The sequence below is a fragment of the Arthrobacter sp. 05L417 genome, from assembly GCF_056397865.1.
On sequence record NZ_JBFTOG010000001.1, the window covers coordinates 265270 to 278251 of the forward strand.

The window sequence follows — 12982 nt, forward strand, 5'->3', positions numbered from 1 at the left end:
TCATTACGGGACTGGCCTGTGCACAAAGGTTCTGAATAAATAGTAGAACCTCGCCGCCGATCCCCATATTCCGCGAGGGCAATGTGAGCAACGGCACCCGGGGCCTTCCGTCGTCGAGCTGGCCGACCGCCTAGCCGGTCCAGTCAGCTCCACCCGGTGGCGGCCAGCCACCTTTCCTTGAACATGGGTGCCATGCTCTCAACATAAGTCTTCGAGAGGTGGTTGTTGTCCAAATAGACGAAGGTGTTCCCCACAACACCGGGGCATTCGCCGCCGTTGCAAATCAGATCGGTCATGTCCAATATGGACAAGCCTGGATACTTGCCTTGAAGGGACGCGAGCGGGTTTTGGGCCGCGAGCAGCTGGGCCTCGCCGGGGTTGCAATCGGGGCTGTGTTGTCCTTTGACCGCGACGCAATCAGCCATATTGAAGTCGAATCTCGGGTTGTCACGCACGGCGATGACGTTGATGCCCTTCCCTGTGAGCATCTTCACTGTGTCTTCAAAGCCAACCGTCAGCTGTTCATCGGGCGACGAGGGCGATGCCGCCGTCCCCACGAGGAACACAGCACTCGGCGGATGCTCATCGATTTGCTGGACAACTGCGTCATCGAAGGTCTTGCATTGCGCGTCCAGGCCGGATGTATCCACGGTGAAAGGACAAGCGCCGAGCAACAAGTGATACAGGCGCCATTGCTCCTGATCCGCCATGGGGGCCACCGCAGCCATCCACTGCTCCGCATGCGAGTCACCCAGAACCAGGATGGTGCGGGCAGCATCAGCGGACTGATTGTTCTGGCCGCAAGCCCCTTGAAGGATCTTCGAGGCAGGCGTCAGGTCTCCTGTGCATTGGCTGGGCAAGTGCATCCAGTCCTGGGCCAGCTTTTCCGCGGTGGGAAGCAGAACCGCGTTCGCACCCACTTCGTTGACGTAGCCCGGCACCAAGGCAGCAGCTCCAGGGTTGTCCTTTTGTGCTTGGTCCATGGCGATTTTGGCGGTCACTGCCTGCTGCACATTGAAACCGAGCAACGGCACTATCGCGATCGTGAGGCAGGCGACGATCGCGACGGCGGCACGTCGGCGGTTTACTTCCGGCCACTTCCATTCCCTGAACGGCTTCTCGACGAATTTGGTAGTCAGGAAGGCCAAAACCAAGGCGGTTGCAATGATGACTGTCCCGGAGAGCCAGCCGGCGTGGTCTTTTCCAGTCCAGATGAGGGAGATGACCAGCAACGGCCAATGCCACAGGTACAGCGCGTAGGAGTTGTCGCCCAGACGGACAAGAGGCCTGGAGCTCAGGATCCGGTCCACTCCGAAACGGCTACCGGTCTGGCCTGCGGCAATAACGCAGGCCGCTGCCAAGGTGGGCCAGAGGGCCACGAAGCCCGGGAACGCCGTCTGGACCTGAAGCACGATCCCGCAGCTCAGCATGGCGACAACGCCGGCCCACCCCATCACTACGCGCACGGTCTTCGAAATATTCAGCACCGGCAATACAAGGGCGGCCAGCGTTCCGAGGGCGAACTCCCACAGCCTGGCGAAGGTATCAAAGTAGGCAGTCGTTTGGTTCGACGCCGTGGCAATGATCGAGTAGGTGAGCGACACCAGGAAGATCAGCCCGAACACATAGGTCAGGGCAACCCTGTAACGAAGGCCATACTTTCTGCAGACCAAGGCGACGAGCGCGAAAATGACCGGCCAAAGGATGAAGACCTGGCCTTGAATCGAAAGGGACCAGAAATGCTGCAGCGGACTCGCCTGGCTGCGGTCGGCGGCGTAGTAGTTGACGGCCTCCCGTTGGAGCAGCCAGTTCTGGACGTAGAAAAGGGACGCCCAGACCTGGTCAACCAAAGCTGCCCAACGGGTCTTGGGGAGTACCAAGAAGATGGCAGCCAAGGTACCCAGGAGAACCACGACAGTGGCCGGAAGCAGCCGCCGGAACAGGTGAAGCCAGTGCCTCAGCAGATCCATGGGCCGGTGGTGCGCATAACGGTTTGTGAACTGCAATGTCATCAAGAAGGCGGAGACCAGAAGGAAGACATCTACACCGCCGGAAACCCTGCCGAACCACACGTGGTACGTAACCACCATGAGCACTGCAAGGGAGCGAAGGCCTTGAATTTCGGGACGAAACTTCGACTTTCGCCCTGTGTCACTGGAACGACGCTGCTCCTTGGTTGTAGCCGTCGCTTGCGCAGTTGACACCACAATGCCCCTCAATGACCTAGATCGAACCATAAATCTTACTGATTCGTAATGTTCAATGCGAATCGGAAATCCATCCGAGAAGCATCCATCACTCAATTAGGTCATGCCCGGCTGGACGTTCACAGGACGAATGCCGAGTGCCAACTGTGGGCTCGTATTCGGGAGCGAAAGTGGTCAGGGGCGTACATGCAAGAGGCCCGGCCCCCTGAGGGGGACCGGGCCTTCTTTCACGCAGGAGGGCCCACGCCGCCCGGGTTCCCTGGCCGAAGCGAGGCTAGGGAGGCGGTCTGGGCCCACGCCGCCCGGGTTCCCTGGCCGAAGCGAAGCGAGGCTAGGGAGGCGGTGGGGACTAGTGGCTGTGGCCTGCGTGCTCGTCTTCCTCGGCCGGCTTCTCGACAACCAGGGTCTCGGTGGTGAGAACCAGGGCTGCGATGGACGCGGCGTTCTGGAGCGCGGAGCGGGTGACCTTGACGGGGTCGATCACGCCAGCGGCGATCAGGTCCTCGTACACTCCGGACTTCGCGTTGAATCCGTGGTTGTCTTCCAGCTCGGCAACCTTGGCGACGACGACGTAGCCGTCGAAGCCGGCGTTCTGGGCGATCCAGCGAAGAGGCTGGGTCAGGGCGCGGCGGACGATGCCGACGGCGGCAGCCGCGTCACCTTCCAGGGCCTTGACTGCGGCGTCCTCGTCCAGTGCCTTGAGCGCGTGGATGAGGGCGGATCCACCGCCGGAGACGATGCCTTCTTCAAGGGCCGCACGCGTGGAGGACACTGCGTCCTCGATGCGGTGCTTCTTTTCCTTGAGCTCGACTTCGGTGGCTGCGCCGACCTTGATGACGCCGATGCCGCCGGCCAGCTTTGCCAGCCTTTCCTGCAGCTTTTCCCGGTCCCAGTCGGAGTCGGTGCGTGTCAGCTCGGCGCGGATCTGGGCGACGCGTGCTGCGACGTCCTCGGGCGTGCCAGCGCCGTCAACGATGGTGGTGTTGTCCTTGGTGACGGTGATCCGGCGGGCACTGCCGAGGACCTCGAGGCCAACCTGGTCCAGGGACAGGCCGAGCTCCGGGGAGACAACCTGTGCGCCGGTCAGTGTGGCAATGTCCTGCAGCATGGCCTTGCGGCGGTCGCCGAAACCCGGGGCCTTGACGGCAACGACGTTCAGGGTGCCACGGATACGGTTCACGATCAGCGTGGACAGTGCCTCGCCGTCGATGTCCTCAGCGATGATGAAGAGCGGCTTGGCAGCCTGCAGGGCCTTCTCAAGGAGCGGCAGGAATTCCTGCAGCGAGGAGATCTTGCCCTGGTTGATCAGGATGAGTGCGTCTTCCAGAACGGCTTCCTGGCGTTCCGCGTCAGTGACGAAGTACGGGGACAGGTAGCCCTTGTCGAACTGCATGCCCTCGGTGAGGACCAGTTCGGTCTGCGTGGTGGAGGACTCTTCGATGGTGATGACGCCATCCTTGCCGACCTTGCCGAAAGCCTCGGCGAGAAGCTCGCCAACCTCATCGCTCTGGGCGGAGATCGCGGCAACGCTGGCAACCTGGGTGCCTTCTACTTCGCGGGCGTTCTCCAGGAGGCGGGCAGCCACGGCCTGGACGGAAACCTCGATACCGCGCTTGATTTCGCCAGGGGCTGCTCCGGCGGCAACGTTGCGCAGGCCTTCCTTGACGAGGGCCTGTGCCAGCACGGTGGCCGTGGTGGTGCCGTCGCCAGCGACGTCATTGGTCTTGGTGGCGACTTCCTTGGCCAGCTGCGCGCCAAGGTTCTCATACGGGTCGTCGAGTTCGACTTCGCGGGCGATCGTCACGCCGTCGTTGGTGATGGTGGGAGCGCCCCACTTCTTGTCCAGAACGACGTTGCGGCCACGCGGGCCAAGGGTGACCTTGACGGTGTTGGCGAGCTTGTCAATGCCTGCTTCGAGCGAGCGACGGGCAGCGTCGTTAAACGCAAGCTGCTTTGCCATGGTTGTGTCCTTTCAAGACGGAAAACCCGCACCGCTGATTCGACCGGAAGAAGTCCGACTCGATCTGCGATGCGGGATCCAGGGAATTACTTAACGACGATCGCCAGAACGTCGCGGGCGGACAGAACGAGGTATTCGTTGCCGCCGGTCTTGACTTCAGTTCCGCCGTACTTGGAGTAGATGACGACGTCGCCGACGGTTACGTCGACGGGGACGCGGTTGCCGTTGTCATCGAAGCGGCCGGGGCCAACTGCAACAACTTCGCCTTCCTGCGGCTTTTCCTGTGCAGTGTCCGGGATGACCAGGCCGGAAGCCGTGGTCTGCTCTGCTTCGAGCGGGCGGACAACAATGCGATCCTCGAGAGGCTTAATGGAGACCGACACTCGGATCTCTCCTTTACGTGAGGTAGTACATGGACTATCAAACCAGGGGTGCCGTGGCGTGCTTACCGTCGTCGCGGTGCCGGTAAGTGCCTGGCGGCATGATTAGCACCCGCCTAGGGAGAGTGCTAATCAAGACTCTATGTAAGCATTAGCACTCGGTCAAGGCGAGTGCCAGAATTCCGTCACGGGTGAACGTCCCAAGAGCCGCTTCCGGCTCGAGTAGTTCATTGCCCGGCGAGGTCGTCGAAGTCAACGTCCTCACCGTCGTCGTACTCTTCCTTCGGCGCGTTTCCGCGGTTCAGGTAGAGCACTACGCCGCTGGCGAGCGCGACGACGCCGAACACCACCAGCCCGACGATCGCTCCGATGCGCGCACCGGTGTAGGTGTCGCGGATCTCCCGGGCCTCATCCGTGGCGTCCTGGACGCTCTTTCCGGTCATCGAGTAGGTGGCAGCGTTGAAGGAGTCGAGGAAGAAAATAATGATCAACAGCGCGATGCAGACAATGGCGATCAAGGCACCCACGATGAGCGCGGGGCGGGCATACTTGGAGAGATTTCCGGCGAACGGGCGTTTATCGGGGGCAAAGGGAGAACCATTGGCGTCGTCAGGCTGGCGTACTGGGTTGTCTTCCATGGCATCAACCCTATCCGCCCGGGTGCTCCCGGCTCCCCCTCCGCACTGTATGACGGGCGAGCACTAGGCTAGTTCCCATGGCTGACACACCCCAGGACCAGATTGCCCCCTTGCTGACAACGGAGGGTTGGGAACTGCTGGCATCCTTGGGACCATACCGTGACGGCGAAGCGTTCGCCCTCAATGCGCGCCTGCGCAAAGATGGCCACTCCCCCGCACTCGTGGCGGCCGTCCTCACCCAGTCCAGGCTCCGCACGCGGGCCGAGGCCAAGTTCGGAGAATTCGCCCGTCAGATGCTCTTCACCCAGGCGGGCCTGGAACAGGCAACCCGGCTCAATGTGGCAGCCAGGCACGCCGAGCGATTCGCCAAGGCGGGCACGCAGCACGTAGCGGACCTCGGCTGCGGGCTTGGAGCCGACTCCATGGCGATGGCCTCCATGGACATCAAGGTCACCGCCGTGGAACTGGATGAGACCACCGCAGCGTGCGCCACCATCAACCTCATGCCTTTCCCGCATGCGTCGGTGGTGCACTCTGACGCTACGTCCGTGTCCCTCGACGGGGTCGACGGCGTGTGGCTCGATCCGGCGCGCCGCACGACGTCGTCGTCGGGTACCAAACGGATCTGGGATCCGGAGGCGTTCTCGCCGCCGTTGTCCTTCGTTGAATCGCTTGCCGCTACCGGCAAGTCCGTCGGGGTCAAGATGGGCCCGGGAATGCCGCACGAATCGGTTCCGGCCGACTGCGAGGCACAGTGGGTTTCGGTGGGAGGGGACGTCACGGAAGTAACGCTGTGGTTCAACGACGTCGCCCGTCCGGGCATCCGCCGCGCGGCCTTGGTGCTCGGGCCCCAGGGCGCAGCCGAGATCACCAGCGGCGAAGATTTCGACGGCGGCCCGGTGCCCGACGTCGGGCCCGTGGAGGGATACCTGTACGAACCGGACGGGGCGGTGATCCGTGCGGGCCTGGTGGCCGATGTCGCACTCCGGCTCGGCGGCCACTTGGTGGACCAACACATCGCCTATATCTGCGCTCCGGAACTGGTTGAGACACCGTTCGCCCGCGCCTACAAAGTCCTGGAAGTCATGCCGTTGAACATCAAGGCCCTCAAAGCGTGGGTGAAGGCCAACGGCGTCGGGGTCCTGGACATCAAGAAGCGCGGCACCTCCGTCACCCCTGAGGAACTGCGCAAACAGTTGCTGCCGGCTGGAAAGGGCTCGGCAAAAGGCCGCGGCAACAAAACAGCCACCCTGGTCCTCACCAGGATCGGCGAGGAAAAGGTGGCTGTTGTGGTGGAGCCGGTAGCCGCTGCCTGAGCTGGTCTCTGGGCCGTGGTGCCCTATTGGGCGCGGGTGAACTCCTCGGCAGCGGCCACCTGCTCCGGCGTGGGCGTGATGCCCGTGTAGAGCACGAACTGTTCGAGCGCCTGGATGGTGGCTACCTCGGCGCCGCTGATCACGGTCTTTCCTGCCGCACGGCCGGCCTTGATGAGCGGCGTTTCGGAGGGGAGGGCGACGACGTCGAACACTACCTGCGCGGCCGCCACCGCCGCTTCGGGGAAGGACAGCGAGCCGGACTCGGGTCCGCCGGCCATGCCGATCGGTGTGACGTTGACGAGGACGTCCGCCGTCGACTCCCCCAGTTCGGCCTGCCAGCCGAAGCCGTAGAGTCCTGCGAGGGACTGCCCGAGCTTTTCGTTCCGGGCAACCACAGTAACGCGGGAGAATCCGGCGTCGCGGAAGGCCGCCGCGGTGGCCTTGGCCATACCGCCGGACCCACGGAGCAGCACGGACGACGCCGGGTCGATCGCGTTGCGCTCGATCAGCTGGGCGATCGCGGTGTAGTCCGTGTTGTAGGCCGTCAGCACGCCGGCGTCGTTCACGATCGTGTTGACCGAGTCGATAGCGGCGGCCGAAGCATCCATCCGGTCGACGAGGGCGATGACGTCTTCCTTGTAAGGCATCGAGACGGCACAGCCGCGGATGCCCAGGCCGCGCACGCCGGCGATCGCGTTCGGGAGGTCGGTGGGAGCGAAGGCCTTGTAGATCCAATTCAGGCCGAGCGCCTCGTACAGGAAGTTGTGGAAACGCGTTCCGTTATTGCTTGGCCGGGCAGAGAGAGAAATACAGAGCGTCATGTCTTTATTGAGGATCGGCATAACGGGGCTTCCTTCGCGTAGCGGGTTCTCTGCCCAGCCTAGACGGGGAGCTAGCCTTGGCGCGCCTTGAAGCGCGGATTCAGCTTGTTGATGACAAAGGTGCGGCCGCGCCGGCGGATCACTTGAGCGCCGGGGATCTTCTTGAGGGCACGCAACGAGTTCCTGACTTTCATGGGGTTCTCCTTCTCGGGTTTTGACTTGTTTGATTCGGGCTTTGTTCCACCGAGGCTGGAGCTCGGCTAAAGGGTGGATTCGAGTTCAAAAGGGTCCTCGAGTCCAGCGAAGCCGTGCCGCAGCTCCGCTTCGCTCAGTGCACAACTGTCCAGCAGGGCCCGGATTTCCGCGGCGTCGAGGTCCTCCCCTCGTCCGGTCACGGCCAGCACAGTGCCGCGGTCACCAAAGCGGGGGTGCCAGTCGAGAACGGCGTCGACGTCGTGGAGTGCCTTTCCGTGCTGCAGCCCTTTGCCGTCGAGGACAGGGCCGGCGCCGGCGTCCGCAAGCCACTCGCCAGTGCTCTCGAGCCAAACACGCGGCCCGATTCCCTGCACCGCGATCCGAACCTTGGCCGCCGAAGCAATCCACAAGCGGCCCCGCATCCAGTGGCATCCCTCGGCCAACTTGGGGAGCGCCTCCTGGAAGCGCCCCGGATGAAGCGGACGCTCCACTTTGTGGAGCACTGTCCGGAAACTCCCCGACTCCTCCTCGAGCGGCACCCTCACGGAACCACGACGGAGTCTCGCGAGAGCCTCGGCGCCGTCGTAGCAGCCGGGCCGGAAGTCGTCGTCGCCCGCGGAAATGGCTGCGTGCGGCGCAAGCTGCCCAAGAAGTTCCACGCCGTGGGTCCAGGCCTCGCTTGAGTCCGGGCGCAAGCCGGTGAGCTCTGCCCCCAGACCGGCGTGCACCATGACAGTATCCGCGTGGCTCAATTCCCCAATGAGAAATTCTCCGCTGGTGCGGTCATCTTCGGGCATGGCCGTGAAGCCGGATTCATACAGGGTGTGTTTGTCCCAGATATGGTCTTCCAGGCCGGAGGGATCGATCGCCAACACGGCGTTGTCAATGAGGGCAGGCCGCTCAAGGCCCCGTTTGAGTTCGGCCACCGCCATCTCCACGGAGACACCCGGTGGCAGGCCCAGGACGATGTGGTCATGGCCGGAGGACGCGAGGCGTTCCGCCGTCGGGACAACATCAAGGCGGACCGTGCAGCTGAGGCAACCGTGCTCCAAGACGGTTTGTGCCCGCTCCACCAGTTCGCCGTCGCGGAAAACCCTCCGCAAAACGACGGAACCGTCCAGGAGGTCGTGAAGGACCACCACCGAATCGCGGTGGGTCCGCCCAAGCCTGGCGGTGGCTGCTTCGCGGCATTGGCTGTCCAGTGAGCTCACAACAGAAAGATGCATGTCAACTATCATAGATGCAAATAATTCTCATTAGCAAAAGTTGATTTCCTGTTTTACCTCGCGGTTCCCATCATGCGGTACCGTACCGCCCCTGCATTAGACTTGAGCCAACCGCTGACGGCCCCACGGCGGGCATTGCTCAGGGCGTTTTTGGCAAATACCGAGGGGACCCACGTGCAGATTGATTTCGCTTCATCCAGGCAGTCGACCCTGGGGGTGGAATGGGAGCTCGCGCTCGTCAACGCACGCACCGGCGAATTGGTCTCCGTTGCGAATGAGGTCCTGCGGGGCGTGGCATCGCGGCATCCGGACTTGAACGAAGACGACGAGCATCCGCACATCAAACGGGAACTGCTCTTGAACACCGTGGAACTTGTCACGGGCGTGTGCAACACCGTCAAGGAAGCCAAGGAAGACCTGGCCCGGTCCCTGCGGGCCGTCAGGGAAGTCACCGACCCCATGGGCGTGGAGCTTTTCTGCGCCGGAAGCCATCCTTTCAGCCCGCCTCAGCTTCAGCCGGTCTCGGACAAAGAACGCTATGCCAAATTGATCGACCGCACCCAATGGTGGGGACGGCAAATGGTCATCTACGGGGTGCACGTCCATGTCGGCCTGGACCGAAGGGACAAGGCGCTCCCCATCCTCGATGGCTTGGTCAACTACTTCCCGCATTTCCAGGCATTGTCCGCTTCGAGCCCGTTCTGGGGCGGCGAAGACACTGGCTATGCGTCACAACGCGCCCTCATGTTCCAGCAACTGCCCACGGCAGGATTGCCTTTCCAGTTCCCCAGCTGGGCCGAATACGAGTCCTACGTCCAGGACATGTTCACTACCGGAGTCATCGATACCCTGTCTGAGATCCGCTGGGATATCCGTCCGGTGCCGAATCTGGGCACCATCGAGATGCGCATTTGCGACGGCCTGGCCACCCTCGAGGAAGTCGGCGCTGTTGCGGCCCTGACCCAATGCCTGGTGGACGAGTTTTCCACGATCCTGGACAACGGCGGCAGCATTCCCACCATGCCGCCGTGGCACATCCAGGAAAACAAGTGGCGCGCCGCCCGTTACGGCATGGAAGCGATCATCATCCTCGACGCCGAAGGAAATGAGCAGCTCGTCACTGAGCACCTGAAGGAAACGCTGCTGCGCTTGGCGCCTGTCGCTGAAAAGCTGGGTTGCTCCAAGGAACTGGCCGACGTCGAAAAGATCATCGCCCGCGGAGCAGGCTACCAGCGCCAGCGCCGCGTCGCCGCGCAGCACGACGGCGATCTCCACGCGGTTGTCCAGGATCTCGTTGAGCAAATGCGGTCCGTTCCGACCGCCTAGCCTCAGACCGCTTAGCCCTGCTGTCCAGCATGCAGCCGGACTCCGGCGCCTACACCGATACCGTGGTCACCGGTAGGGAAGAATCCGGAGCGAACGCGACGCCGCTAGGAGCGATTCCCGCCATGATGAGCTGCGAGCCCAAGGCAGCAACCATGGCGCCGTTGTCGGTGCACAGTGGCAGCGGCGGCACATGCAAGGTGATCCCGGCAGAGCTGCAGCGTTGCCCTGTCAGCTCACGGAGCCGGGAGTTGGCTGCAACGCCGCCGCCCAGCAGGAGGTCCGTGATCCCGTTCTCGTTGCACGCCAGGACAGCCTTGGACGTGATCACGTCCACTACCGCTTCCTGGAATGCAGCGGCGATATCGGCAACGGGAACGTCCTCACCGCGCGCTTCGAACTGTTCAACGCAGCGCGCGACGGCGGTCTTGAGCCCGCTGAAGGACCAGTCGTAGCGATGGGGTCCCGGCTCCTCCGTGGTTCCCATGTACTTGGGTTGCGTCAGGCCGCGCGGGAAGCTGATGGCCTTGGCGTTGCCTTCCTTGGCGAGTTTGTCGATGGCCGGTCCGCCCGGGTAGCCAAGGCCCAGGAGCCTCGCCACTTTGTCGTAGGCCTCGCCCGCGGCGTCGTCGATCGTGGAGCCGAGCATTTCGACGTCGTCGGTGATGCTGCGGATGCGCAGGATTTCCGTATGCCCGCCGGAGACCAGCAACGCACCGAGATTTTCCGGCAGCCGGCCGCCCGAACCGGGTCCCCCAGTGCCGCCGGCGGCGCCGGGACCCCCGTCAAGGAGCGCGACGCCGACATGCGCCACCAAGTGGTTGATCGCATAGAGCGGCTTGCCCGTGGCAACAGAAAGTGCCTTGGCCGCGCAAACACCCACCATGAGCGCGCCCGCCAAGCCAGGTCCGGAGGTCACGGCGATGGCGTCGATATCGTCCAGCGTGACCCCTGCCTCGTGCAAGGCCTCCTGCAGCGTGGGAACAAAAGCGTCCAGGTGCGCACGCGAAGCGATCTCCGGAATGACGCCGCCGAAGCGGACGTGCTCGTCCATCGAGGAAGACACCGTGTTGGTCAGCAAAGTGGTGCCACGGACAATCCCTACGCCGGTTTCGTCGCAGGAGGACTCGATCCCCAGCACGAGCGGCTGGACGGTGTGGGAGCGGTTCATGCCGGAATTCCTTCAGTCAATGTCAGCCTCATGATGAGGGCATCCGTACCGTCGCGGTAGTACCGCCGACGCACATGGATCTGCTCGAAGCCGAACCGCACGTACAAGGCCTGCGCGCGCGGATTGTCGGCACGGACCTCCAGGAGCACTTCCACCGCGCCGCGCCGTCGGGCCTCTTCGATCAGTTCCGTGAGGATGGCGGAGCCAATTCCCCTGCCTTCGAATTCGGGCACGACAGCGATCGTCTGGACGTCGGCGATCGGCTCGATGCACATGAGCCCCGCGTAGGCCACAATCTGGCCGTCGGATTCGGCAACCACGTAGCGGCGGGTATCAACCTGGGCAAGTTCATCGAAAAACATCTGCATCGGCCACGCATCCACCGGGAAGAGCCGACGTTCGAGGACCTCGACGGCGGTGACGTCGTCAGCGGTCATGTCGCGCAAGGTCACGCCGTCGAGTTTGAACTGGTACGAGGGGTTCACAGGGCACGCTTCCTCGGGCCCGGCACTTGCGCGTCGGATTCCCGCAAATACAAGGGTGTGGAATCCGGCAGCTCCGCGCCTGCTGCCAAGAGGGCCATGGCGAACTGGCCCAACGAGGCGGCGTCGGGCTGGGTACTGCTGAATTCCTCGTTCGCGTTGACCACGTCCGCATAGATGCCTCCGCCGGCACCAAAGACCGGGAGATCGGGCAACTCCGATGCGAAACCGACGTGCGGACCGTCCACGAGCTGCGGGAGCTGGCTATCGTTAAGCGTGTAGCGCGCCCAGTAGACCTCCTTGCGACGGGCATCCGTGGCCACGAGGAACTCCGCCTGCGCCTCCGTTGATTCGGCCACTTCCAAAGCGATCGCGTCCAGGCTCATCAGACCGAAAAGCGGCTTCTTCCACGCAAATGCCAAAGTGCGGGCGGTTGCAATCCCTGAACGAAGCCCGGTGAATGGTCCTGGGCCAACGCCCGTGACGATGAGGTCGATGTCGGCGCCGCTGACGCCGGCGTCGGCCAGGAGTTTCTCAATGCCGGGCGCCAGCACCTCGGCATGGCTGCGGGTGTCCTCCGTGGCGAAGGACTCCACCACGCCTTCCAGGGCATCGTCCGAGATGAGCGCCGCACTCGCCACGGCCGAAGTATCAATGGCCAAAATCAGCATCAGGCGTTCTCCTCCAGTAATTCCGGCACGGCGCTCCACCGAGGGCCAAAGCCGCGGAAAACGATAGTGCGCGGTTCGTCGTCGTCCTCCGGGTCGAAGTCCAGCACAGCATCCTGGGTCGTGGCCGCACTGGCGACCGTCGAATCCGCGCCGCCCACCGTCCGGTGCATCTCGATGTCCAAGCGACTTTCCGACAGGTGTTCCACGCGCTCGCGCCCCCATTCGACAACCGTCACTGAGTTGTCCATCGTGTTTTCGAGGTCGATGTCGTCGATTTCCGCGGCGGACGCCAGCCGGTAAGCATCAACGTGGACCAAATCCGGGCCTCCGGGGCGTGGCCCGTCGGGCAGGTTGGGGTGAATCCGCACCAGGACGAACGTGGGCGAGATGACGCCGGCACGGACGCCCAGTCCTTCGCCGAGTCCCTGCGTGAAGGTAGTCTTGCCGGCACCGAGTTCGCCTGTCAGGACGAGCAGGTCGCCCGGCTCAAGGACCCCGGCGAGCGCCGAGCCCAACGCGTGCGTCTGCTCCGCCGTCGCGACCTTGACGGTCCGTTCCCACAATGCCGCACTCAACGGGGTCCTATCAATCG

General features: G+C 63.3%; 13 protein-coding genes. 2 read left to right on the plus strand and 11 right to left on the minus strand.

Translation table 11 applies throughout. The features are described from left to right. Window positions 1-143: 143 nt before the first annotated feature. The 4 genes from AC1DJW_RS01200 to AC1DJW_RS01215 form a co-directional block, all read right to left on the minus strand. Complete coding sequence (locus tag AC1DJW_RS01200; protein ID WP_459341125.1) at window positions 144-2237, minus strand: acyltransferase family protein; 2094 nt, start codon at window positions 2235-2237, stop codon at window positions 144-146. A gap of 319 nt (window positions 2238-2556) precedes the next feature. Further along, complete coding sequence (gene groL / locus AC1DJW_RS01205) at window positions 2557-4167, minus strand: chaperonin GroEL (RefSeq protein ID WP_284756252.1); 1611 nt, start codon at window positions 4165-4167, stop codon at window positions 2557-2559. Between the two features lie 86 nt (window positions 4168-4253). Then, window positions 4254-4550 (minus strand): co-chaperone GroES, encoded by a 297-nt coding sequence (gene groES / locus AC1DJW_RS01210; RefSeq protein ID WP_028265041.1) that lies wholly within the window; start codon window positions 4548-4550, stop codon window positions 4254-4256. Window positions 4551-4774: 224 nt separating this feature from the next. Beyond that, window positions 4775-5185: a hypothetical protein gene (locus tag AC1DJW_RS01215; protein WP_284756253.1), complete on the minus strand. Its 411-nt coding sequence runs from the start codon at window positions 5183-5185 to the stop codon at window positions 4775-4777. Window positions 5186-5262: 77 nt separating this feature from the next. On the opposite strand from AC1DJW_RS01215, the gene AC1DJW_RS01220 reads away from it, so the two are divergent. Continuing rightward, window positions 5263-6501: a THUMP-like domain-containing protein gene (locus AC1DJW_RS01220; RefSeq protein ID WP_459341124.1), complete on the plus strand. Its 1239-nt coding sequence runs from the start codon at window positions 5263-5265 to the stop codon at window positions 6499-6501. 23 nt (window positions 6502-6524) lie between these two features. Here AC1DJW_RS01220 and AC1DJW_RS01225 read toward each other — a convergent pair whose 3' ends face one another. The 3 genes from AC1DJW_RS01225 to AC1DJW_RS01235 all read right to left on the minus strand — a co-directional run bounded on the left by AC1DJW_RS01225 (window position 6525) and on the right by AC1DJW_RS01235 (window position 8743). After that, window positions 6525-7343 carry a shikimate 5-dehydrogenase gene (locus AC1DJW_RS01225; RefSeq protein WP_284756256.1) on the minus strand — a complete coding sequence of 273 codons (819 nt, stop codon included), beginning with the start codon at window positions 7341-7343 and terminating at the stop codon, window positions 6525-6527. A 50-nt stretch (window positions 7344-7393) separates the two neighbouring features. Next, window positions 7394-7516, minus strand: coding sequence for a type B 50S ribosomal protein L36 (ykgO, locus tag AC1DJW_RS01230; protein ID WP_284756257.1), 123 nt, complete (start codon window positions 7514-7516; stop codon window positions 7394-7396). Between the two features lie 66 nt (window positions 7517-7582). After that, on the minus strand, window positions 7583-8743 hold the full coding sequence (locus tag AC1DJW_RS01235) for a GTP-binding protein (RefSeq protein WP_476900540.1): 1161 nt from the start codon (window positions 8741-8743) through the stop codon (window positions 7583-7585). Between the two features lie 174 nt (window positions 8744-8917). Here AC1DJW_RS01235 and AC1DJW_RS01240 point away from each other — a divergent pair, with 174 nt between their 5' ends. Continuing rightward, window positions 8918-10069 (plus strand): glutamate--cysteine ligase, encoded by a 1152-nt coding sequence (locus AC1DJW_RS01240; RefSeq protein ID WP_390278803.1) that lies wholly within the window; start codon window positions 8918-8920, stop codon window positions 10067-10069. A 49-nt stretch (window positions 10070-10118) separates the two neighbouring features. On the opposite strand, the gene tsaD is transcribed toward AC1DJW_RS01240, so the two are convergent. Genes tsaD through tsaE form a run of 4 tightly spaced genes read right to left on the minus strand, consistent with a single transcriptional unit; the run spans window position 10119 to window position 12965 of the window. After that, the gene (gene tsaD, locus AC1DJW_RS01245; RefSeq protein ID WP_476900541.1) at window positions 10119-11237 is read right to left on the minus strand and encodes a tRNA (adenosine(37)-N6)-threonylcarbamoyltransferase complex transferase subunit TsaD; all 1119 of its coding nucleotides are present in this window, start codon (window positions 11235-11237) and stop codon (window positions 10119-10121) included. Beyond that, window positions 11234-11674 (minus strand): ribosomal protein S18-alanine N-acetyltransferase, encoded by a 441-nt coding sequence (gene rimI, locus AC1DJW_RS01250; RefSeq protein WP_390278950.1) that lies wholly within the window; start codon window positions 11672-11674, stop codon window positions 11234-11236. The genes tsaD and rimI overlap by 4 nt, the downstream gene beginning before the upstream one ends. A 44-nt stretch (window positions 11675-11718) precedes the next feature. Then, on the minus strand, window positions 11719-12390 hold the full coding sequence (tsaB, locus tag AC1DJW_RS01255) for a tRNA (adenosine(37)-N6)-threonylcarbamoyltransferase complex dimerization subunit type 1 TsaB (RefSeq protein WP_459341121.1): 672 nt from the start codon (window positions 12388-12390) through the stop codon (window positions 11719-11721). Beyond that, entirely contained in the window at window positions 12390-12965 is a 576-nt protein-coding gene (gene tsaE / locus AC1DJW_RS01260) for a tRNA (adenosine(37)-N6)-threonylcarbamoyltransferase complex ATPase subunit type 1 TsaE (RefSeq protein WP_459341120.1), read from the minus strand. Before tsaE ends, tsaB begins: the two co-directional genes overlap by 1 nt. Window positions 12966-12982 lie beyond the last annotated feature (17 nt).

Excerpts from the sequence above, each read along its gene's own strand:
- AC1DJW_RS01200 (WP_459341125.1), bottom strand. The coding sequence starts at position 2,237 with ATGGTTCGATCTAGGTCATTGAGGGGCATTGTGGTGTCAACTGCGCAA.
- groL (WP_284756252.1), bottom strand. The coding sequence starts at position 4,167 with ATGGCAAAGCAGCTTGCGTTTAACGACGCTGCCCGTCGCTCGCTCGAA.
- AC1DJW_RS01215 (WP_284756253.1), bottom strand. The coding sequence starts at position 5,185 with ATGGAAGACAACCCAGTACGCCAGCCTGACGACGCCAATGGTTCTCCC.
- AC1DJW_RS01220 (WP_459341124.1), top strand. The coding sequence starts at position 5,263 with ATGGCTGACACACCCCAGGACCAGATTGCCCCCTTGCTGACAACGGAG.
- AC1DJW_RS01225 (WP_284756256.1), bottom strand. The coding sequence starts at position 7,343 with ATGCCGATCCTCAATAAAGACATGACGCTCTGTATTTCTCTCTCTGCC.
- ykgO (WP_284756257.1), bottom strand. The coding sequence starts at position 7,516 with ATGAAAGTCAGGAACTCGTTGCGTGCCCTCAAGAAGATCCCCGGCGCT.
- AC1DJW_RS01235 (WP_476900540.1), bottom strand. The coding sequence starts at position 8,743 with ATGCATCTTTCTGTTGTGAGCTCACTGGACAGCCAATGCCGCGAAGCA.
- tsaD (WP_476900541.1), bottom strand. The coding sequence starts at position 11,237 with ATGAACCGCTCCCACACCGTCCAGCCGCTCGTGCTGGGGATCGAGTCC.
- rimI (WP_390278950.1), bottom strand. The coding sequence starts at position 11,674 with ATGACCGCTGACGACGTCACCGCCGTCGAGGTCCTCGAACGTCGGCTC.
- tsaB (WP_459341121.1), bottom strand. The coding sequence starts at position 12,390 with ATGCTGATTTTGGCCATTGATACTTCGGCCGTGGCGAGTGCGGCGCTC.